This window comes from Fictibacillus sp. NRS-1165, from assembly GCF_050468105.1.
In the GTDB taxonomy this organism is placed as follows: Bacteria; Bacillota; Bacilli; order Bacillales; family Fictibacillaceae; genus Fictibacillus_C; species Fictibacillus_C terrinigri.
On record NZ_JBDPNU010000026.1, the window covers coordinates 113,296 to 130,683 of the forward strand.

Annotated in this window: 13 protein-coding genes and 3 pseudogenes; 5 read left to right on the forward strand and 11 right to left on the reverse strand. The window is 43.2% G+C overall.

Going from position 1 to position 17,388, the window contains the following annotated elements:
* Positions 1-327 precede the first annotated feature (327 nt).
* Complete coding sequence (locus tag ABHN01_RS13225; RefSeq protein WP_290399287.1) at positions 328-519, forward strand: alpha/beta-type small acid-soluble spore protein; 192 nt, start codon at positions 328-330, stop codon at positions 517-519.
* A gap of 78 nt (positions 520-597) precedes the next feature.
* On the opposite strand, the gene speD is transcribed toward ABHN01_RS13225, so the two are convergent.
* From speD to ABHN01_RS13245, 4 genes and pseudogenes are all read right to left on the reverse strand, one after another.
* Positions 598-1,416 (reverse strand): adenosylmethionine decarboxylase, encoded by an 819-nt coding sequence (gene speD, locus ABHN01_RS13230; protein WP_429875924.1) that lies wholly within the window; start codon positions 1,414-1,416, stop codon positions 598-600.
* Between the two features lie 125 nt (positions 1,417-1,541).
* Positions 1,542-2,471, reverse strand: a complete 930-nt coding sequence (gene glsA, locus ABHN01_RS13235) for a glutaminase A (protein WP_429875925.1) — start codon at positions 2,469-2,471, stop codon at positions 1,542-1,544.
* Between the two features lie 95 nt (positions 2,472-2,566).
* Positions 2,567-3,421 (reverse strand): VOC family protein, encoded by an 855-nt coding sequence (locus ABHN01_RS13240; protein WP_429875926.1) that lies wholly within the window; start codon positions 3,419-3,421, stop codon positions 2,567-2,569.
* A gap of 153 nt (positions 3,422-3,574) precedes the next feature.
* Positions 3,575-3,791 (reverse strand): annotated as a pseudogene (locus ABHN01_RS13245) (GNAT family N-acetyltransferase); the annotation flags it as partial.
* A 127-nt stretch (positions 3,792-3,918) separates the two neighbouring features.
* Here ABHN01_RS13245 and ABHN01_RS13250 point away from each other — a divergent pair.
* Positions 3,919-4,922, forward strand: a pseudogene (locus ABHN01_RS13250) (zinc-binding dehydrogenase).
* Between the two features lie 36 nt (positions 4,923-4,958).
* Here the strand turns inward: ABHN01_RS13250 and ABHN01_RS13255 are convergent.
* Positions 4,959-5,535: pseudogene (locus ABHN01_RS13255) on the reverse strand (NADH-dependent flavin oxidoreductase); the annotation flags it as partial.
* A gap of 279 nt (positions 5,536-5,814) precedes the next feature.
* Between ABHN01_RS13255 and ABHN01_RS13260 the strand changes: the two are divergent.
* Positions 5,815-6,507, forward strand: coding sequence for a CAP domain-containing protein (locus tag ABHN01_RS13260; RefSeq protein ID WP_429875927.1), 693 nt, complete (start codon positions 5,815-5,817; stop codon positions 6,505-6,507).
* 31 nt (positions 6,508-6,538) lie between these two features.
* Here the strand turns inward: ABHN01_RS13260 and ABHN01_RS13265 are convergent, their stop codons facing one another.
* On the reverse strand, positions 6,539-7,234 hold the full coding sequence (locus ABHN01_RS13265; protein WP_429875928.1) for a DUF2278 family protein: 696 nt from the start codon (positions 7,232-7,234) through the stop codon (positions 6,539-6,541).
* A gap of 128 nt (positions 7,235-7,362) precedes the next feature.
* Complete coding sequence (locus ABHN01_RS13270; RefSeq protein WP_429875929.1) at positions 7,363-8,298, reverse strand: manganese-dependent inorganic pyrophosphatase; 936 nt, start codon at positions 8,296-8,298, stop codon at positions 7,363-7,365.
* Positions 8,299-8,489: 191 nt separating this feature from the next.
* Between ABHN01_RS13270 and yhfH the strand changes: the two genes are divergently transcribed.
* Positions 8,490-8,546, forward strand: a complete 57-nt coding sequence (gene yhfH, locus ABHN01_RS13275) for a protein YhfH (RefSeq protein ID WP_429876025.1) — start codon at positions 8,490-8,492, stop codon at positions 8,544-8,546.
* Between the two features lie 228 nt (positions 8,547-8,774).
* On the opposite strand, the gene gltD is transcribed toward yhfH, so the two are convergent.
* Both gltD and gltB read right to left on the reverse strand, forming a co-directional pair.
* Positions 8,775-10,256, reverse strand: coding sequence for a glutamate synthase small subunit (gene gltD / locus ABHN01_RS13280; RefSeq protein WP_429875930.1), 1,482 nt, complete (start codon positions 10,254-10,256; stop codon positions 8,775-8,777).
* A gap of 16 nt (positions 10,257-10,272) precedes the next feature.
* Positions 10,273-14,838: a glutamate synthase large subunit gene (gene gltB / locus ABHN01_RS13285; RefSeq protein ID WP_429875931.1), complete on the reverse strand. Its 4,566-nt coding sequence runs from the start codon at positions 14,836-14,838 to the stop codon at positions 10,273-10,275.
* A gap of 118 nt (positions 14,839-14,956) precedes the next feature.
* Here gltB and ABHN01_RS13290 point away from each other — a divergent pair, with 118 nt between their 5' ends.
* Positions 14,957-15,859 carry a LysR family transcriptional regulator gene (locus ABHN01_RS13290; RefSeq protein ID WP_429875932.1) on the forward strand — a complete coding sequence of 301 codons (903 nt, stop codon included), beginning with the start codon at positions 14,957-14,959 and terminating at the stop codon, positions 15,857-15,859.
* A gap of 432 nt (positions 15,860-16,291) precedes the next feature.
* Here the strand turns inward: ABHN01_RS13290 and ABHN01_RS13295 are convergent, their stop codons facing one another.
* Both ABHN01_RS13295 and ABHN01_RS13300 read right to left on the reverse strand, forming a co-directional pair.
* Complete coding sequence (locus ABHN01_RS13295; RefSeq protein WP_429875933.1) at positions 16,292-16,657, reverse strand: STAS domain-containing protein; 366 nt, start codon at positions 16,655-16,657, stop codon at positions 16,292-16,294.
* Positions 16,658-16,963: 306 nt separating this feature from the next.
* The gene (locus ABHN01_RS13300; RefSeq protein WP_429875934.1) at positions 16,964-17,323 is read right to left on the reverse strand and encodes a general stress protein; all 360 of its coding nucleotides are present in this window, start codon (positions 17,321-17,323) and stop codon (positions 16,964-16,966) included.
* Positions 17,324-17,388 lie beyond the last annotated feature (65 nt).

The window sequence follows — 17,388 nt, forward strand, 5'->3', positions numbered from 1 at the left end:
CTGCTCTTTTCCAGGAGCCATTGATTGTACCTCCAGGTTCAGCGAGCCATTCATGAACCTTTAAGCTGGCCTTTCTCAGTGCTCTCAACATGATGGATCTTCAAGCAGCAATGATCCAAATATTTGTTAGGACAACACTTTCTTTATTTAAACATCTTTCTGCAAACGTTACTGATAAGGAACGACTTCCACTTTTCCCATCTTGTACCTCTTTTATCATTAAGTATACACCGTCATACATCCAAAAAACGAATGCCTTTTTTTATTTTCGGAAACCTTAATAGACGAGCAGCAGGTCTGCTCAATTCCATGCGGGGGTGTTGTACCATGGCAAGAAACAAACTATTGGTACCTGGTTCTGAGAATGCGTTAAATCAAATGAAAGAGGAAATCGCCAATGAGTTTGGAGTGAAGCTTGGTGCAGATACGACCGCACGGGCTAATGGATCTGTAGGCGGAGAGATGACTAAACGTCTCGTTGCGTATGCAGAACAGCAGCTTGGAAATCAACCCCGTTAGTGTTGATTTCAACAAAAGAGACCCTTTATCGGGTCTCTTTTTCTGTTGGCGGTTCATTCACATCCTGCTTGAACCGAGCTACCTAAGAAATCGATTCATGTTTCGTCCAAAATATATTTCTTCCATCTCCTCGGTAATTCTTTTCGTTATGTCCGCTTGCTCCTGTTCGGTCAAAGTATCCCTTGTATAACCGAATAAGTAATTATTAAGGTCAAATTTTTTCAGCTTGCATTTTGTATGAAAAATATTTTCCTGATAGATGTTGGAGTCAATCATATCAAATTCATTTTTAAAATCTTCACGGATAAAATTTTGTATGGAAGAAATATCATGATCAATAAAAAGCTTTTGTCCATTAATATCTCTCGTGAACCCTCTCACCCGATAGTCCACCGTCATTATGTCTGTATCAAATGACTCAATGAGGTGGTTTAATGCTTTTAACGGAGAAATTTCCCCACAAGTTGAAACATCAATATCCGCTCTGAAGGTGCTGATTCCTTCGTCCGGATGATACTCGGGATACGTATGGACGGTCAAATGGCTTTTATCGAGCTGCATAACCACAGATTCCGGCATGGCGGCCGGCGTCTCTTCTATGTTTTCTGTCGGCACTTCCACAACAGGGCCTTCAGAAACTAATAATGTAACACTGGCACCTTGGGGAACATAATCCTGTTTGGCGATATTGAGCACATGCGCGCCAATCGTATCCGACACTTTCTGAAGAATCCTGGTTAATCGCTCCGCGCTGTACTCTTCATCAATATACGCGATATAGGCTTCCCGCTCTTTCCTTGTTTTCGTATAACAGATATCGTACATATTAAAGCTTAATGACTTGGTCAGATTATTAAAACCGTGCAATTGAATACGCTGCTTTTGTGTTCCGCTCATGAATGATTTCCCCTTATTAGCAAAGTATGGTCATGAAAATTTTACTCCATCAAATATTGTTAAGATACCCTCCATTCGGCATAAAAAAACAGTCCTATTGTAAATAAGACTGTAAATAGATGATTTTAAAACATACTTAGATCGTATCGTTTAGAGAGCATTTCCAGAATTTTAAGGCCGGCAATGCTGTTTCCTTTCTCATCCAGGGCTGCACCAAAGATCCCGATGCCGAAACGGTTGGGAACAGCACCCATTATCCCACCCGAAACACCGCTTTTTGCAGGTATTCCAACTCTTACGGCAAATTCACCCGAAGCATTGTACATGCCGCAAGTCACCATCAACGTCTTGCAGATTCTGGCGATCTGTGTGGGGATCAACCGGTTATTCGTTAAAGGTTCAACGCCGTCCAGAGCCAGGACAAGGCCTATTCTGGCTAAATCGAGGCAATTCATTTCGATGGCGCATTGCTTCGTATAGAGATCGATAAGCTCTTCTACGTCTTCATTGATGATGCCATGCTGTTTCATAAAATAACAAAGAGACCGGTTTAAATGAGCAGTTTCAAACTCTGATACAGCAACTTCTTCACAAAAAGTGATCAAAGGATTCCCGGCCAGCTTCCTGACAAATTGAAGAAGACGATTAAACCGGTCATCGGCAGAAACGCCTTTGATCATGTGTGTAACAACGAGTGCTCCTGCATTGATCATGGGATTAAGCGGTTTGGCAGGTTTGCTGATCTCCAGCTTTACAATGGAATTGAAGGGATCTCCAGTAGGCTCATACCCAATTTTGCAGAATACTTCTTCTTCGCCGCAGTCCAATAATGCAAGGGCGAGAGCCAGCACTTTTGAAATGCTTTGAAGCGTTATCTTCAATTTTACATCTCCCGCGGATAAACAAGTGCCATCCGGATGATAGATAGCGACAGATAAGTCATCAGGATCAGCTTTTTTTAATGCGGGTATGTAATCAGCTACTTTTCCGAACTTCGTATAGCCCTTGGCTTCTAATACTAATTGATTAAGCTCTTCACTCGAACGACAAGTCATGGCAGTTCTCCGGTTGTTCAACATATGGATAGTTTGAGCAATCCAATGCCGAATCATACTGATCATAGTTCTTCAAAAGAATTTATCGTGTTTGATTAACCTCTTGCTAATTCCATTAACGTACCAGAAGGATCTTTTACAAACAGAGATTCATCAAGCTGCTGTACACCGTATCCTAAATTTCTCAGCCGGGCGCAAGCTTCATCTCTTGCTTCTGATGAGGGATATACCACTGTAAACTGTTTCAGTCCGGCATGATGTTCATCAGGAGCAGGAGCCCCTTGGCCGTTCCAGATGTTTAATCCGAGATGGTGGTGATACCCGCCGGTTGAGATAAATAATGCATGGTTGCTGTAGCGGAGAACAACTTCGAAACCTAAACCTTCACAATAAAACATTTCCGCTTCCTGTAAATTAGAAACGTGCAAATGCAGGTGGCCCATGATGGTCTCTTTTGGGAGCCCGTCAAATGATGATCCTGCGCTCTCAACCAGCAACCCTTTAGAATCAAGCGGCTCTGTGGTCATCACTACTTGTCCATTCTCCCATTTCCATTCTTCTGCATCACGGTCGGCATATATTTCAATTCCGTTCCCATCGGGATCCGCCAAATATAAGGCTTCACTAACAAGATGGTCTGATGCCCCCTGAAGCGGATAGCCAATACTAATGAAATGCCGCAGGACTTTGGCCAGCTCTTTTCGGTTTGGGACGAGCAGTGCAAAGTGATACAATCCCGACGTCCGCGGCTGTTTCGGTTTTGCATTCTCCGGCTGTACCACCGACAATATTGACTTTTGGCCATCCAATGTTAAGAAGACGGCTCCTTCTTCTTCCTTAAGTACTGAAAATCCTAATATGTCTTTGTAAAAAGACAGTGATCGATCCAGATCCTCAACGATCAATTGAACGTGATTTACAAATGTATGAGGACGTGTATGAAAGTTCATTCTATATGCTCCTTTATGTTTTGTAAGTAACTATTATTATATAATTAAAAGGAAATATCAAGTGATAAATGGATTTTTCCACCATTAATATGCATTATTAAGAGATTCTTCATCCTCCAGATTATTAATCACTACTTTCACGGGGTACACCAGCATCAGGAATTTTCCCAATCCGAGTTTACGATAGGAAGGCAGGATACAAATATCAATAACATATAATGTTGTGCCGATCGGATTATGATTCCGAATGTATCCATGACCTGTTACTTGTTCCACCTACAATATCACCATCCAGTTCAATCCATAGCGCACCTTCTCAAAAATCCCCTAATAACTTCTCCCTGTTCCACCAGAGCTCTTCAGGAAATGGAAAGCTTAAATGAAAACCATGCTGATTTTAATCCTCAACTCCCTTTTTAGATGTAAAAACGTCATATAAGACAATGAAGAATCGCTCTGGTACACTTGAACTACATTAAGCAGAATGGGAGGCTGTCATGAACGCACTTGTACATAAAGAGCAAAAAGGACTTACTGGACTTGTTTATACTCAATTCGATGAAGTCGCACCAAAACCTGGAGAAGTTAGAATTAAATTAGTAACTTCAGGATTGAATCACCGCGATCTGTTTGTGATGGAAAGACACCAGCCAACCGATCCTCCTTTAATCATCGGATCAGACGGAGCTGGAATTGTCGAAGCTCTTGGAGAAGGGGTAGACAATGTGAACGTGGGTGATGAGGTTATCATTAACCCGGGCCTTGGCTGGAAAGAAAAAAGCGACGGACCACCGGAAGGTTTTGAAATACTCGGTCTTCCCTTTCACGGAACGTTTGCTGAAAAAGTTACCGTTCCCGCTGAAAACGCCGTGCCAAAGCCGGCCTATTTATCCTGGGAAGAAGCAGGGGTAATGTCTTTAGCAGCCTTAACGGCATACAGGGCCCTTTTTACCCGGGGCAGACTGAAAGAACATCAAAAGGTGCTTATCCCTGGGATAGGCAGCGGTGTGGCTACCTTCCTTCTCCAATTTGCAAAAGCAGTTAACGCGGAAGTATATGTGACTTCCCGGTCGGCAGAAAAAGGACAAAGAGCAAAAGAGCTAGGGGCGGTACAGGCAATTAACAGCAATGACGACTGGAGCGCTCAGCTAAACAACCAAAAGATGGATCTTGTCATCGAAAGTGTAGGTGCGGCAACTTTTAATAAGTCATTGGATCAGCTGCGTACAGGAGGCACTATCGTCACATTCGGTGCATCTGCCGGTGACCGGATAGAGTTTGATTTAAGGAAGTTTTTCTACGGACAGTACAGCTTTTTCGGCAGTACCATGGGGAGCAGCGAAGAATTTACAGAAATGATCCAGTTTATTGAAAAACATCAAATCAGGCCGATCGTTGATAAATGTTCGAGTTGCATCAATTTAAGGGCGCATTTGAACGGTTGAATAATGCGGAACAATTCGGAAAGATAGGATTTAGAATCAGCAGCGAATCACATTAAAAAAGAAGCTCCGGATTTTTCCGGGGCTTCTTTTTGTTAATCGTCTTCTATTGGAAACCGACCTGGTGTATTGATGGTGGCCTGCCAGAGAGGATCAGGTATGACTCAGAGGCCCTTCCTTCTTCGATCTTTTGAACCCAATCAGGATCAATGATCAATTCTCTTCCCAACGCGATAAAAGGCAAACCGATTTTATCGCTTTTAACGCGTCCTCTGCTGTATAAATGGATCCGACTCCAATCACAGAACCTGTTTACCGGCTCGTTCCTGGATGATCTCGATACGCGGCCAAATATCGTCTACTCCCCTTCGTGGCACAGACCAGAAATCCATGAATCGAGCTTCCTTTTAACGAGTTCATCCACTAAAACTAAAGTTTCCTTAATCGATGACTGCCATCGGGAAAGCCAGCCTTTTTCCACACTTCCCCCCATTGGTCCTCCCTTTGGTTAGATTGCGGTGTAAAGAACTGCTGAATTAAATATCCGTTTGCTCCATGGATTTCAATTCCCACGAACCCTGCTTCAATCGCTCTTCTTGCGGATTCTCCAAAGTCCGGGATGATGTCTTCGATCCCGGCTGAAGATACTTCACGAGGCACAGGCTGTTCACCAGTGGGTGTCTTTTGTTCCGGAGGGACAGCAAAGCCATAACGATGCGGTTTTTTATAATCCATTTGCAAACGTATAAGCCTATAATAATTTTTGTATTTGTCGTTCATGTTCCTGCTCTTTTTTGCTTCCTTTTACACATCCATCATACTTTTAAAAAGTAATTTATGCATTAAAAGTGCCCGCAGCTAGAATTACATGACTTTGTATGCCTTTCCTATTTCGTGAAATACTAAAAACGTTTTAAGAAAAGCAACTAAAGATGAAAAGGAGAAGTCTCAGTGAAAAAAATATTTCCAATAATGATGGCCGTCTTATTTATTCTTGTTTTCAGCAGCGGATGCAATAATATGAAGAAGAATGAGCTTGGCCAAGATCAACCGCATAAAAGAATGGCAAATAAAAATTTAATGAAGACAGGAAATGGATACCTGACAAAAGAAAACATCCCCTACCAATCGAAAGCGGGGCACAAGAACGAAAAAGCCCAAAGACAAAACATTTCCTACAACAATCCGGATATGAGGATGGACAACAACCCGAACCTTAATGGAACGGTGCCTCCGGCGGCCCCTCCTTCTGGAAATCAGGGATACAGCCAGGAGATGATCCAGAAAGTTGTAGATCTGACGAATCAGGAACGAAGAAAACATGGGCTTTCCGATTTAGAGTGGGACCCTTCATTAACCAACATGGCGCAAGTTAAAGCGAACGATATGGAGAAAAATGATTACTTCTCCCATAACAGTCCGACACATGGGTCCCCATTCGACCAAATGGAGAAAATGGATATTTCGTACAGTTCTGCCGGAGAGAATATTGCTGTCGGCCAGCAGTCCCCTGAACAAGTGGTCAATGACTGGATGAACAGCGAAGGACACCGGAAGAACATCCTGAATCCAGATTATACACATATAGGTATCGGTTACACGGATAATGAGGATTTTTGGACACAGGAGTTTATAAAAAAATAAATAAAAGAACAGCCCATCGGCTGTTCTTTTATTACGAAGACGTTTGGATTTTATCATCATGCCTGCACATTTTGGTGGGATAGCCTCGTTCATCTGTGCACCAGGACTGGGATAAGAAGGCAAGAAAGATCGCCGTCCACTGATCCTCGAATTGCAGGAATAATGAACCGTCGTGCCATGTTCCATTATCATCTGCCCAATCTCTCTCATTTGGCTTGTCTTCATTGCCCTGGTTCATGTGGATATTGTGCATCCCATTGGTCGGCTGAAAACCAAACACTTTATCAGGCTGTGATTCCGGGCCAAATTTGGATCCATAAACATAGATTACTGCTTTTTCAGAAATCGCTCTCTGAACGTATTTATCAAGCATATCATTTAAATCGTTGTCTGGTCCTGTTGCGTCGCTTGGCAGCGGTGTCATTAAAGAGGGTTCAAAGAGTCCGTCCCTGATGTAATCGATAGCTAGTTCCCTGTTTTCATCCCCCAAAGCTAAATAGCTTTCAGGAAGCTGGGCTAATTTTTCGGTAAGGGATGAAGCAAAGTTTTCATTAACCAGGTATAAAACTTCGGAGTCTTCTGAGCTGGACATGACATTAACTGCAATCCGATAATGCACGCTGTTTTCGTCCACCACATGAATCTGATAATGAGGAGTATCCAAATCCCTCTCCATTCGGGACTCTATGACCTTTCCCTTCAGCAAGCCGTAATTTTTAACTGCCATTGAGAAACCTCCCGCCTCTTGGGCTGTAAATTTAGACCTTTTAATCCTTCGCCAATCTCCGTGCAATCCCTTTATTGATGAAACAAAAGCCAGCCTTACACGTATGTGTACGGCTGGCTCTTTCCTTTTTATTGGATACGGCTGAATGCATCCGTTAAAACGGGAACGATCTGTTTCTTTCTGGATACTACACCTTTAAGTACCGCAGTATTATCTTGCAGGTTAACCTTATAAGCTTCTTCGACAGCTCCAGCTTTGCTTCCGATAGCAAGTCCAGTTGAGTCGTTCGTTAAAATGTCAGTTACAACAAATAAGAACAGATCCAATCCTTTTTCTCGGACAACTTGGCTGATCTCATCTTCAATTTCAGCTTTGCGTTCGAATACTTCAGCTGTATCAACCGTATTTACTTGTGCGATTTCGACTTTGCTGTCACCCATCTGAAATTCCTTGGCATCCAGGGTGATAAGCTGGCTTACTGATTTGTCGCTTAAATCTGCACCAGCCTTTAGCATTTCCAAACCATAGCTTTCAGCATCTACGCCAGCGATCTCCGCAAGCTCCTTTGCTGCAGCAATATCTTGCTCTGTGCAGGTTGGAGATTTAAATAGAAGGGAATCAGAAATAATGGCCGACAGCATAAGCCCGGCGATGTCTTTTTCCACAGGGATTCCATGCTCTTTGTACATTTTATTTAAGATGGTCGCTGTACAGCCTACAGGTTCAGCGCGGTAGTACAATGGATCACTAGTTTCAAAGTTTGCGATCCGGTGATGGTCAATGACTTCAAGCACGCGGACTTTATCGATATCAGATGCACTTTGCTGACGCTCATTGTGGTCGACAAGAATAACTTGGCTTGTTTCATTTGCTACGGTTTCTACCAGCCGAGGCTTGTCCGCTTTAAAATGCTCAAGCGCATACTGTGTTTCACCGTTTATTTCTCCTAAACGCACAGGTTCTGCATTCAATCCCAGCTTCGTTTTGAGATCAGCATAGACGATTGCTGAGCAAATGGTATCGGTATCCGGGTTTTTGTGTCCAAAAATCAAAACTTTTTCCATAATCCTTCTCCTTTATCAACAAAATAAGTCTTTCCTTTTTCGCTTTTTATTTTAGCATTTACTCGCGTATGGGTAAAACAGAACTTGTATAGGAGTTTAGTAGTGTTTTAAAATAATTCTATAACAGTTGTTGATTATTTTCATCTGTTATAATACAATAAATTTAATTCAAAAACAGGAGGTAATGCTGAATGTTGACGTTGGAATTTTATCGTAATTTACCAAAGAAGCAATGCCGGGAATGCTGAAAAACGATTGAGGAACAGCATGAATCATATGTTTATGAATGTGAAAGATGTATGGGACAACATGAAGCATAGGTGATCGTCAATGAATAATTTAAGCAACAACTAATACCCTGTTTGCCGTGATTAGGTGAACAGGGTATTATCTGTTATAAAACAGTTTCTTGACAACAAATTTGTTAGAGAAAAACCGTCTCCCTTATGAGGAGACGGCCTCTTAGCCTGGATGAATTATACCAACACTGTGCTTCCCATTAAATACTTATCGACTTCACGGGCGGCCTCTCTGCCTTCCTGGATCGCCCAAACAATTAAGCTCTGCCCTCTTCTGGCATCGCCAGCGGCAAACACGCCATCAATATTGGTTCTATAATCTCCATGTTTGGCTGCAATTTTTTGGTTTTCGGTGTTGACGCCGAATTGCTGAAGTAGCGGCTGTTCAGGTCCTTCGAAACCAATCGCGATAAACACGAGCTGAGCTGGCCATACTTTTTCAGTGCCGGGAATTTCTTTCAGTTCGGGTTTTCCTTGTGCATTCACTGAATATTGCATTTGAACCGTATGAAGCTCTTTTAAATTCCCTTCCTCATCTGCCACGATTTTTTTCGTTTGAACCGTATATTGCCGTGGATCTTCACCGAATTTTGCCTGTGCTTCTTCATATGCATAATCCATTGTAAAAACGTTAGGGAGTTCCGGCCACATGTTATCAGGTGTTCTGGCTTCGGGTAGTTTAGGATACTTTCCGAACTGTACGATGCTTCTGCATTCTTGCCTGAGAGCTGTTGCAACACAGTCTGCACCTGTGTCGCCTCCTCCAATTACGATTACATCCTTGTCTCTTGCATCAATAAATTCTTCATCGGACGGATGCTGATTCAGGAGACGCTGTGTTGATTTTGTAAGATAGTCCATAGCGAAGTGGACACCAATCGCTTCGCGGCCTTCGAGATCCAGATCCCGTTGTTTTTGAGCACCGACACAAAGGATAACAGCATCATACTGATCTTTAAGTTCTTCGGAAGTGATGTCTTTTCCAATCTCCGTATTCAGCACAAAGTCAATTCCTTCTTGAGAGAGTAATTGAATTCGGCGTTCTACGATCTCTTTTTCAAGCTTCATATTTGGAATGCCATACGTCAGCAATCCTCCAGCGCGTTCTGCTCTTTCATAAATTGTGACAGAATGCCCGGCTTGGTTCAGCTGATCTGCGGCTGCCAAGCCTGCTGGGCCAGAGCCTACAACAGCAATCTTTTTGCCGGTTCGTTTGCCGGGGATCCGTGGTGTGATCCAGCCGTTCTCAAATCCTTTATCTATGATGGCCTGCTCGATGTTCTTAATGGTAACGGCAGGTGACGAAATCTCCACTGTACATGATCCCTCGCAAGGCGCAGGACAGACTCTTCCGGTAAATTCGGGGAAATTGTTTGTTTTTAGCAGCCGGTCAAGAGCTTCTCTCCATCTGCCCCGGAAAACCAGGTCGTTCCATTCCGGAATAAGGTTATGAATGGGACAACCGGAGGTCATCCCTCCGATCTCCATCCCAATATGGCAAAACGGTGTTGCGCAATCCATGCACCTTGCACTTTGGCGGTGAAGAGTCTCCTCACTCATGGGTTCCGTGTGTTCTTTCCAATCTTTTAACCGTGTGAGAGGATTCCGTTCTTTAGCTTCTTCTCTCGAGTATTCCATAAATCCTGTTGTTTTTCCCATTGGTCCTCTCCCCTTCCTAATTATGAATTAACTGAGTCTTCTTTTTGCGCGGGGTACTTTTTTTTACAGATGTTTTTTCTAAAAACGCAGTCATGACGGCCTCATCATGCTTTAAACCTGCCTCTTTTTGCTCGTCGATCCGATCGATCATCTCTTTATAATCTTTAGGGATTACTTTTACAAATTGAAGCCTGTATTCCGACCAGTTGCTAAGGATTAAAGCCGCTTTTGAGCTGAGTGTATAATGATAATGATTCAAAATCATCTTTTGGAGTTCTTTTTCCTCATGATCATCCTGCAAACTTTCAAGTTCAACACTGTCCTTGTTGCAAAGGGAAAGGAAGTGTTCTATCTCACCGGCTAGAACGTAGGCAGTTCCTCCCGACATGCCAGCAGCGAAGTTCTTTCCGGTTTCCCCCAGAATTACGACTCGGCCTCCTGTCATATATTCGCACCCATGATCACCGATGCCCTCAACAACAATATCTGCCCCGCTGTTGCGGACAGCAAACCGCTCTCCGGCTGCTCCGTTAATATAGGCTTCACCGCTAGTTGCGCCATAAAAGGCAACATTACCGGCGATGACATTCGTGTCCGATAGAAAATCAGATTCCTTTGGCGCCGAAACTGTAATTTTACCTCCTGAAAGTCCTTTTCCTACATAATCATTTGCATCTCCTGTTAGGTAGAGAGACATTCCTCTTGGAATAAAGGCACCGAAGGATTGGCCCGCTGAACCGGTAAACTGCAGATTAATGGTATCTTCAGGAAGCCCCTTCTCTCCATATATCTTGGAGATTTCACTTCCTGAAATGGTACCTGCTACACGGTTTGTATTATTTAAGGTAAAGGAGAGATTTACTTGCTCCTGATTCTCCAATGCCTGAGAAATGGCCGGAACTATTTCTCTCATATCCAAGGATTCACCGATCTTATGATTTTGCGGGGTCTGGAACGTTCTGACAGAACCCTCGACTGTATGGGTCAGATTGGCTAAGTTCAATTGTTTCGCTTTCCAATGGTTCTTCGTCCGTTCTGAAACTTTAAGGATTTCACTGTGTCCAATCATTTCATCCATCGTCCTGAAACCAAGTTCAGCCATGATCTCACGAACTTCCTGAGCTACAAAGCGCATGTAATTGACAACATGATCAGGATCACCCATGAATTTTTTTCGAAGCTCCGGATTTTGAGTCGCTACACCGACAGGACATGTATCCAGGTGGCAGGCACGCATCATAACACAACCGAGAACGACAAGAGGAGCTGTGGCAAAACCGTATTCTTCGGCTCCCAATAAAGCAGCCAGAACCACATCCTTCCCTGTCATCAGTTTGCCGTCAGTTTCAAGTACCACCCGGTCACGCAAACCATTCAGCATTAACGTCTGATGGGCTTCTGCCAAACCAAGCTCCCATGGAAGCCCAGTATGCTTGATGCTTGTTTTTGGTGAAGCTCCAGTTCCTCCATCATAGCCGCTGATCACTATGACATCGGCAGCACCTTTAGCGACACCGGCTGCAATCGTTCCTACCCCTGCTTTCGCAACGAGCTTAACGGAAATTCGCGCATGATGGTTGGCATTCTTCAGATCGTGAATCAGCTGTGCCAAGTCTTCAATCGAATAGATATCATGATGCGGAGGCGGCGAAATCAAACCAACCCCTGGCGTTGATCCTCGAACATCTGCGACCCATGGGTATACTTTGTTCCCGGGCAGCTGTCCGCCTTCACCCGGTTTCGCTCCCTGAGCCATTTTGATCTGCAGTTCATCGGCGTTAACAAGGTAATGGCTTTTCACACCAAATCTTCCTGAGGCGATCTGTTTGATCGCACTTCGCCGTGAATCACCGTTCTTATCCAGTTTGTAGCGTTTTGGATCCTCTCCGCCTTCCCCGCTGTTGCTTTTGCCTCCTAGACGGTTCATAGCGATAGCCAATGCCTCGTGTGCTTCTTGGCTAAGTGAGCCGAACGACATCGCGCCCGTTTTAAACCGGCGGACAATGTTTTCAACAGACTCGACTTCTTCAATTGGCACTGCTTGCTCCCCAGATGGGAAAGAGAATAAATTTCTTAAAAAGTTAAGTCGTTCTTCATTTGCAGCTTGTGAATACTGTTTGAAAAGGCTGTAATCATTTTTTCGGCATGCCCATTGCAAAGTATGAATCGTTTTTGGGTTGAACGCATGATGTTCCCCCGTCTTGCGCCATTGAAAATCACTGCCGGATTGAAGTGTTTCATCAAGCGTCTCCTTAAACGCGTCAGAATGCCGCTGCCGAGCTTCAAGTGCAATGGTTTGAAGATCGATGCCATCAAGCTGTGATGCCGTTCCTGTAAAGTAACGGTCAATGACACCTTGGCCAATTCCGACGGCTTCAAAGATTTGAGCTCCACGATAGCTCTGGATCGTCGAGATACCCATCTTAGACATGACCTTAACAACACCGTCTGTTACTCCTTTAATATAGCCATTAACCGCTTGATCATAAGAGACAGACAGATGACCATCCAGTATTGCCTGCTGGTATGTGGCAAATGCAAGATACGGATGAACCGCGTCTGCTCCATAACTGATGAGCGCTGCAAAATGATGTACTTCTCTTGTTTCCCCTGAATCGGCGATTAGGCTTACTTTGGTCCGAAGACCTTTGCGAACGAGGTGATGATGGAGTGCACTCGTTGATAAAAGAACTGGCATCGGAATGTTTTTACCATTCATTTCACGGTCTGAAAGGATGAGCAGCGTGTGCCCTTCTTCAATCGCTCTTTCTGCTTCGCTAAACAGTTCATTTAAACTGCGTTCCAAATCTTCAGAAAAAAGAGTATGCAAGGTCTTGCTAGAAAACTCAGGCCAAACATTTTGCTGTAATTGGTTGAATCTCCCGGTTGATAAAATTGGTGTATCCAGCTGAATGCGCCGGCAGTTTTCAGCATTTGCTTCAAGCAGATTCCCCTCTGCGCCTAAATAACTGATCGTTGAGGTGACGACCTGCTCGCGGATTGAATCGATCGGAGGATTCGTTACCTGCGCGAACAGCTGCTTAAAATAGTTAAACAGTGATTGAGGACGGTCTGACAGCACAGCTAAAGGTGTATCATTTCCCATCGACCCCACCGGATCTTTTCCTTCGGTGATCATAGGAAGCAAATATTTATGAATATCCTCATGCGTATAGCCGTACGCCTTTTGCCGTAGTACCAGCTGATCGACTTTTTCAGCACTCTCATGATAAGACCCGTTGTCCAGATGGATCAGGTTTTCATCAAGCCATGAGCGATATGGCTTGGCATGTGAAAGCTCAGTTTTAATTTTTTTATCGGAAATGATTCTCCCCTTTTCTAAATCGATCAGGAGCATTTTCCCGGGGCTTAAACGATCCTTGTAAAGAATGTTCTCAGGCTCCACATCAATGACCCCAACCTCTGATGAGAAAATAATATAGTCATCCTTCGTTACATAATACCGTGCGGGCCGCAAGCCATTTCGGTCAAGGATGGCGCCGATTTGACGGCCGTTGGTGAAGGAAATGGCTGTTGGGCCATCCCATGGCTCCATGAGACAGCTATGATATTCATAAAATGCTCTTTTCTCTTCTGTCATATGGGGATTCTCTGACCAGGGTTCCGGAATCAGCATCATCGCTGCATGTGCCAGCTCCCTTCCTGCCAGTACAAAAAATTCAAGTGCGTTATCGAGAACAGCCGAATCACTGCCCTCAGTATCCAGAATAGGAAGAAGTTTATCCAAGTCGTCTCCGAATGCCTCTGAAGCAAATTGCTGTTCACGCGCTTTCATCCAATTAATATTTCCTCTCAGCGTATTAATCTCGCCATTATGGATGAGGTATCGGTTTGGATGAGCCCTTTCCCAGCTCGGAAATGTATTTGTGCTAAAACGGGAATGCACTAAAGCAAATGCCGAAACAAAAGAAACATCATTCAGGTCAACATAAAAAGCATCGACTTGCTCAGGCGTCAATAGCCCTTTATATACGATGGTAGATGAAGAAAGACTGGAGAAATAAAAGTCGATCTGATTTTCTTTTCCCCACTTCTCCGCTAGTTTCCGGATGATATACAATTTGCGCTCAAACGCCAGTTCATTCTCAATAGAATCAGAAGCTTTAATGAATACTTGATGGATGGAAGGGCAGCTTTCTTGCGCGAGTGTTCCGATTTTTCCGTCAATTACAGGTACACTTCTCCATCCAATGAGGCCTTGGCCTTCCTGTTCAATGAAATGATTTAGTTTATTTTTCACGGATTGCTGTTCGTTTTCGTCTTTAGGAAGAAACATCATGCCGACCCCGTATCTTCCTTTGGCAGGCAGATCGAATTGAGGGCATGCTTTTTTAAAGAACTCGTGAGGAAGCTGCACCATTAGTCCAGCACCATCCCCGGTAAGCGGGTCGCTTCCCTGTCCTCCCCGGTGATCCAATTGGCAAAGCATGCGTAGACCTTTTTTTACAATATCATGGGTAGCTAATCCTTTTATATGGGCGTATAAGCCAATACCGCATGCATCATGTTCAAATTCGGGACGGTAGAGGCCCTGTGGTTTTGGTAATTGATTGAATGTCATTGTTCGCTCCCCCGTTTCAAATGTCTTTTTTATAGTGTAGGTTTTATAATTCATCCAAACAATATATAATTTAGATAAGATTAATCTATTTTTGAGATAATTATTGGAGGGATTCACCGTGGAGATACGTCAATTGCAATATTTTATCGAGGTTGCAGAGCGGGAACACGTGTCCGAGGCGGCGCAGCATCTGCATGTCGCACAATCTGCAGTCAGCAGGCAGATCGCCAACCTGGAGGCAGAGCTAAATGTGGAATTGTTTGAAAGAGAAGGAAGAAACGTAAAGCTGACTCCTGTCGGAAAACTATTTTTGACCCATGCATCATCCGCATTAAAAGCAATAGATTTTGCCAAAAAACAAATAGATGAATATTTGGACCCGGAACGCGGTACCATCAAAATCGGTTTTCCGACGAGCCTCGCCAGCCATCTTCTTCCGACCATCGTGTCAGCGTTTAAAGAAGAACATCCTAACATCGCCTTTCACCTCAGGCAAGGATCTTATCATTTTTTAATCGAAGCTGTGAAGACCGGCGATATCGATCTCGCATTTTTAGGGCCTGTTCCAGTCAATCAATCAGAAGTAGAAGGCCATATCCTCTTCACGGAAAGAATATCGGCGCTGTTACCCGCCAATCATCCACAGGCAGAGAAAGGGAGTTTGGTGTTAAGCGATTTAAGAAATGATCGATTTGTCCTGTTCCCTGAAGGTTATGTACTGCAGGAAGTAGTGATCAATGCCTGTAAAGAAGCTGGCTTTTCGCCGCTAGTCTCCTCGGAAGGAGAAGATTTAGATGCCATCAAAGGATTGGTTACGGCAGGGATGGGTGTAACTTTATTACCCGATAGCTCATTCTATGAAACCACTCCCCGGTATACCGTAAGAAAACCGATAGACTTTCCGATCGTCCAGCGCACAGTAGGTCTGATTACCCCTAAGAAGCGGGAGCTGGCACCTGCAGAAAACGTGTTTTACGATTTTGTCATTCATTTCTTTTCAAAGTTAGAACAATATCAATGAAAAAGCTGCCTTGTATGCAGCTTTTTTTAACTTGCTCTCTGTTCTTTTTGAAGCAGGGCAACAGCGTACAAAAGCAAGTATCTCTCACGGGGAGTCAGTCTGAGCCAATCTTTTACTTTGTACTTCATGCCTTTACCTCCTCTTTCCAGTAAATTGAAATGCATTGCATCTATTAAAGGACCATTATTGTTTAGTGTATCTATATATTACCACCGCTTGACATTCGCAAACGTATTCCAACTGTTAAATTTTCTCTTTTATTCTATCTAAATCTACAAAAAACAAAAAAGAATTCAAAATTCTTAACAAAAAATAATAAATTTCACACTAAGGAGGAAATAAAACAAAAGATTGTCGATAATTTATAGGTTTATCTTTATACTCGCAACAAAATAAGCATGCTGGACCGGATTGAGTCCGCATGCTTTCATGTTAATTTTCCAAACTTCCGGTCGGTGCTTTTAATGATTCTATACCTTGTTCCACATCGAGAGCGGTCGAGATGTTTTTCAAGGAGATTCCCGTCTCGTTCAGCGTAATGGCTACAGGTGGCTGTACTCCCGTTAAAATGACCTTGGCTCCCATCAAATCAGACATATTAACGATATCAACTAGAATTTTAGCTATAAACGAATCGACGAGCTCCACTAATGACATATCGACCACAATCCCTGTCGCATTAACGGATTGAATTTTGTTTAAAAGATCTTCCTGTAGCTGTAATGCGGACTGGTCGTCCAATACTTCCTGAATGAATACGAGCAAAGACTCGTTGATCTTTAGAATGGGGATACTCATTTGAAAAACCTCCTATAGTTTTAATGGAGCACCATTGTATTTTTTTGAGGTTCATATTCTAGGTCCACATTTCATGCACGTTCGTTCATCATCTTGCACCTCCTAGATCCTCACAAAGGAAACCTATTCTTCACACCTTGTATAGCAAAAGAGCGAGGAATCAAAATTCATCCTCGCTAATCAACGTGTAAAATGTTGTATTAATAAATTTATATTTGTACATATAACGCATTTTAAAATATTTAACAATTATAATAAAAACCAGCCCCTGTTGGACGGAACTGGATTCGTTTTTACGATGAGTCATTACCTTTTATCTTCGTATTGATAATTTGTGCCCACAAGGATTAAAATCTTGCCTGCTTCCAGTTCTGGTGCATAAGTCATGGCTTTGTTCTCTGGCAAACCTAAGCCTGCCAATTTGTTCTCAAAATTATTGGTATACGAGTCATTGGAAAATAAATTTTTTATTTTTTTCAAAAACGTTTCTTCTTGATTAACAATATCAACAGCAGCTCCGGTTTTGGTTTCAAGCTTACGTTTGAAACCTTCATGATTGATGACAAAAGAGATCTCATCGATATCATAACCATCCGACTTTAATTGCTCTACGGCATTTACCGCTTCTTCATCATAGTGATATACACCAAGGACATCCTTACCCATTAAGACGCCTCCTTATAAAAGCTTTTGGGTCTTTACTTACCCGGGCACAAGCTTTATAAACGTAT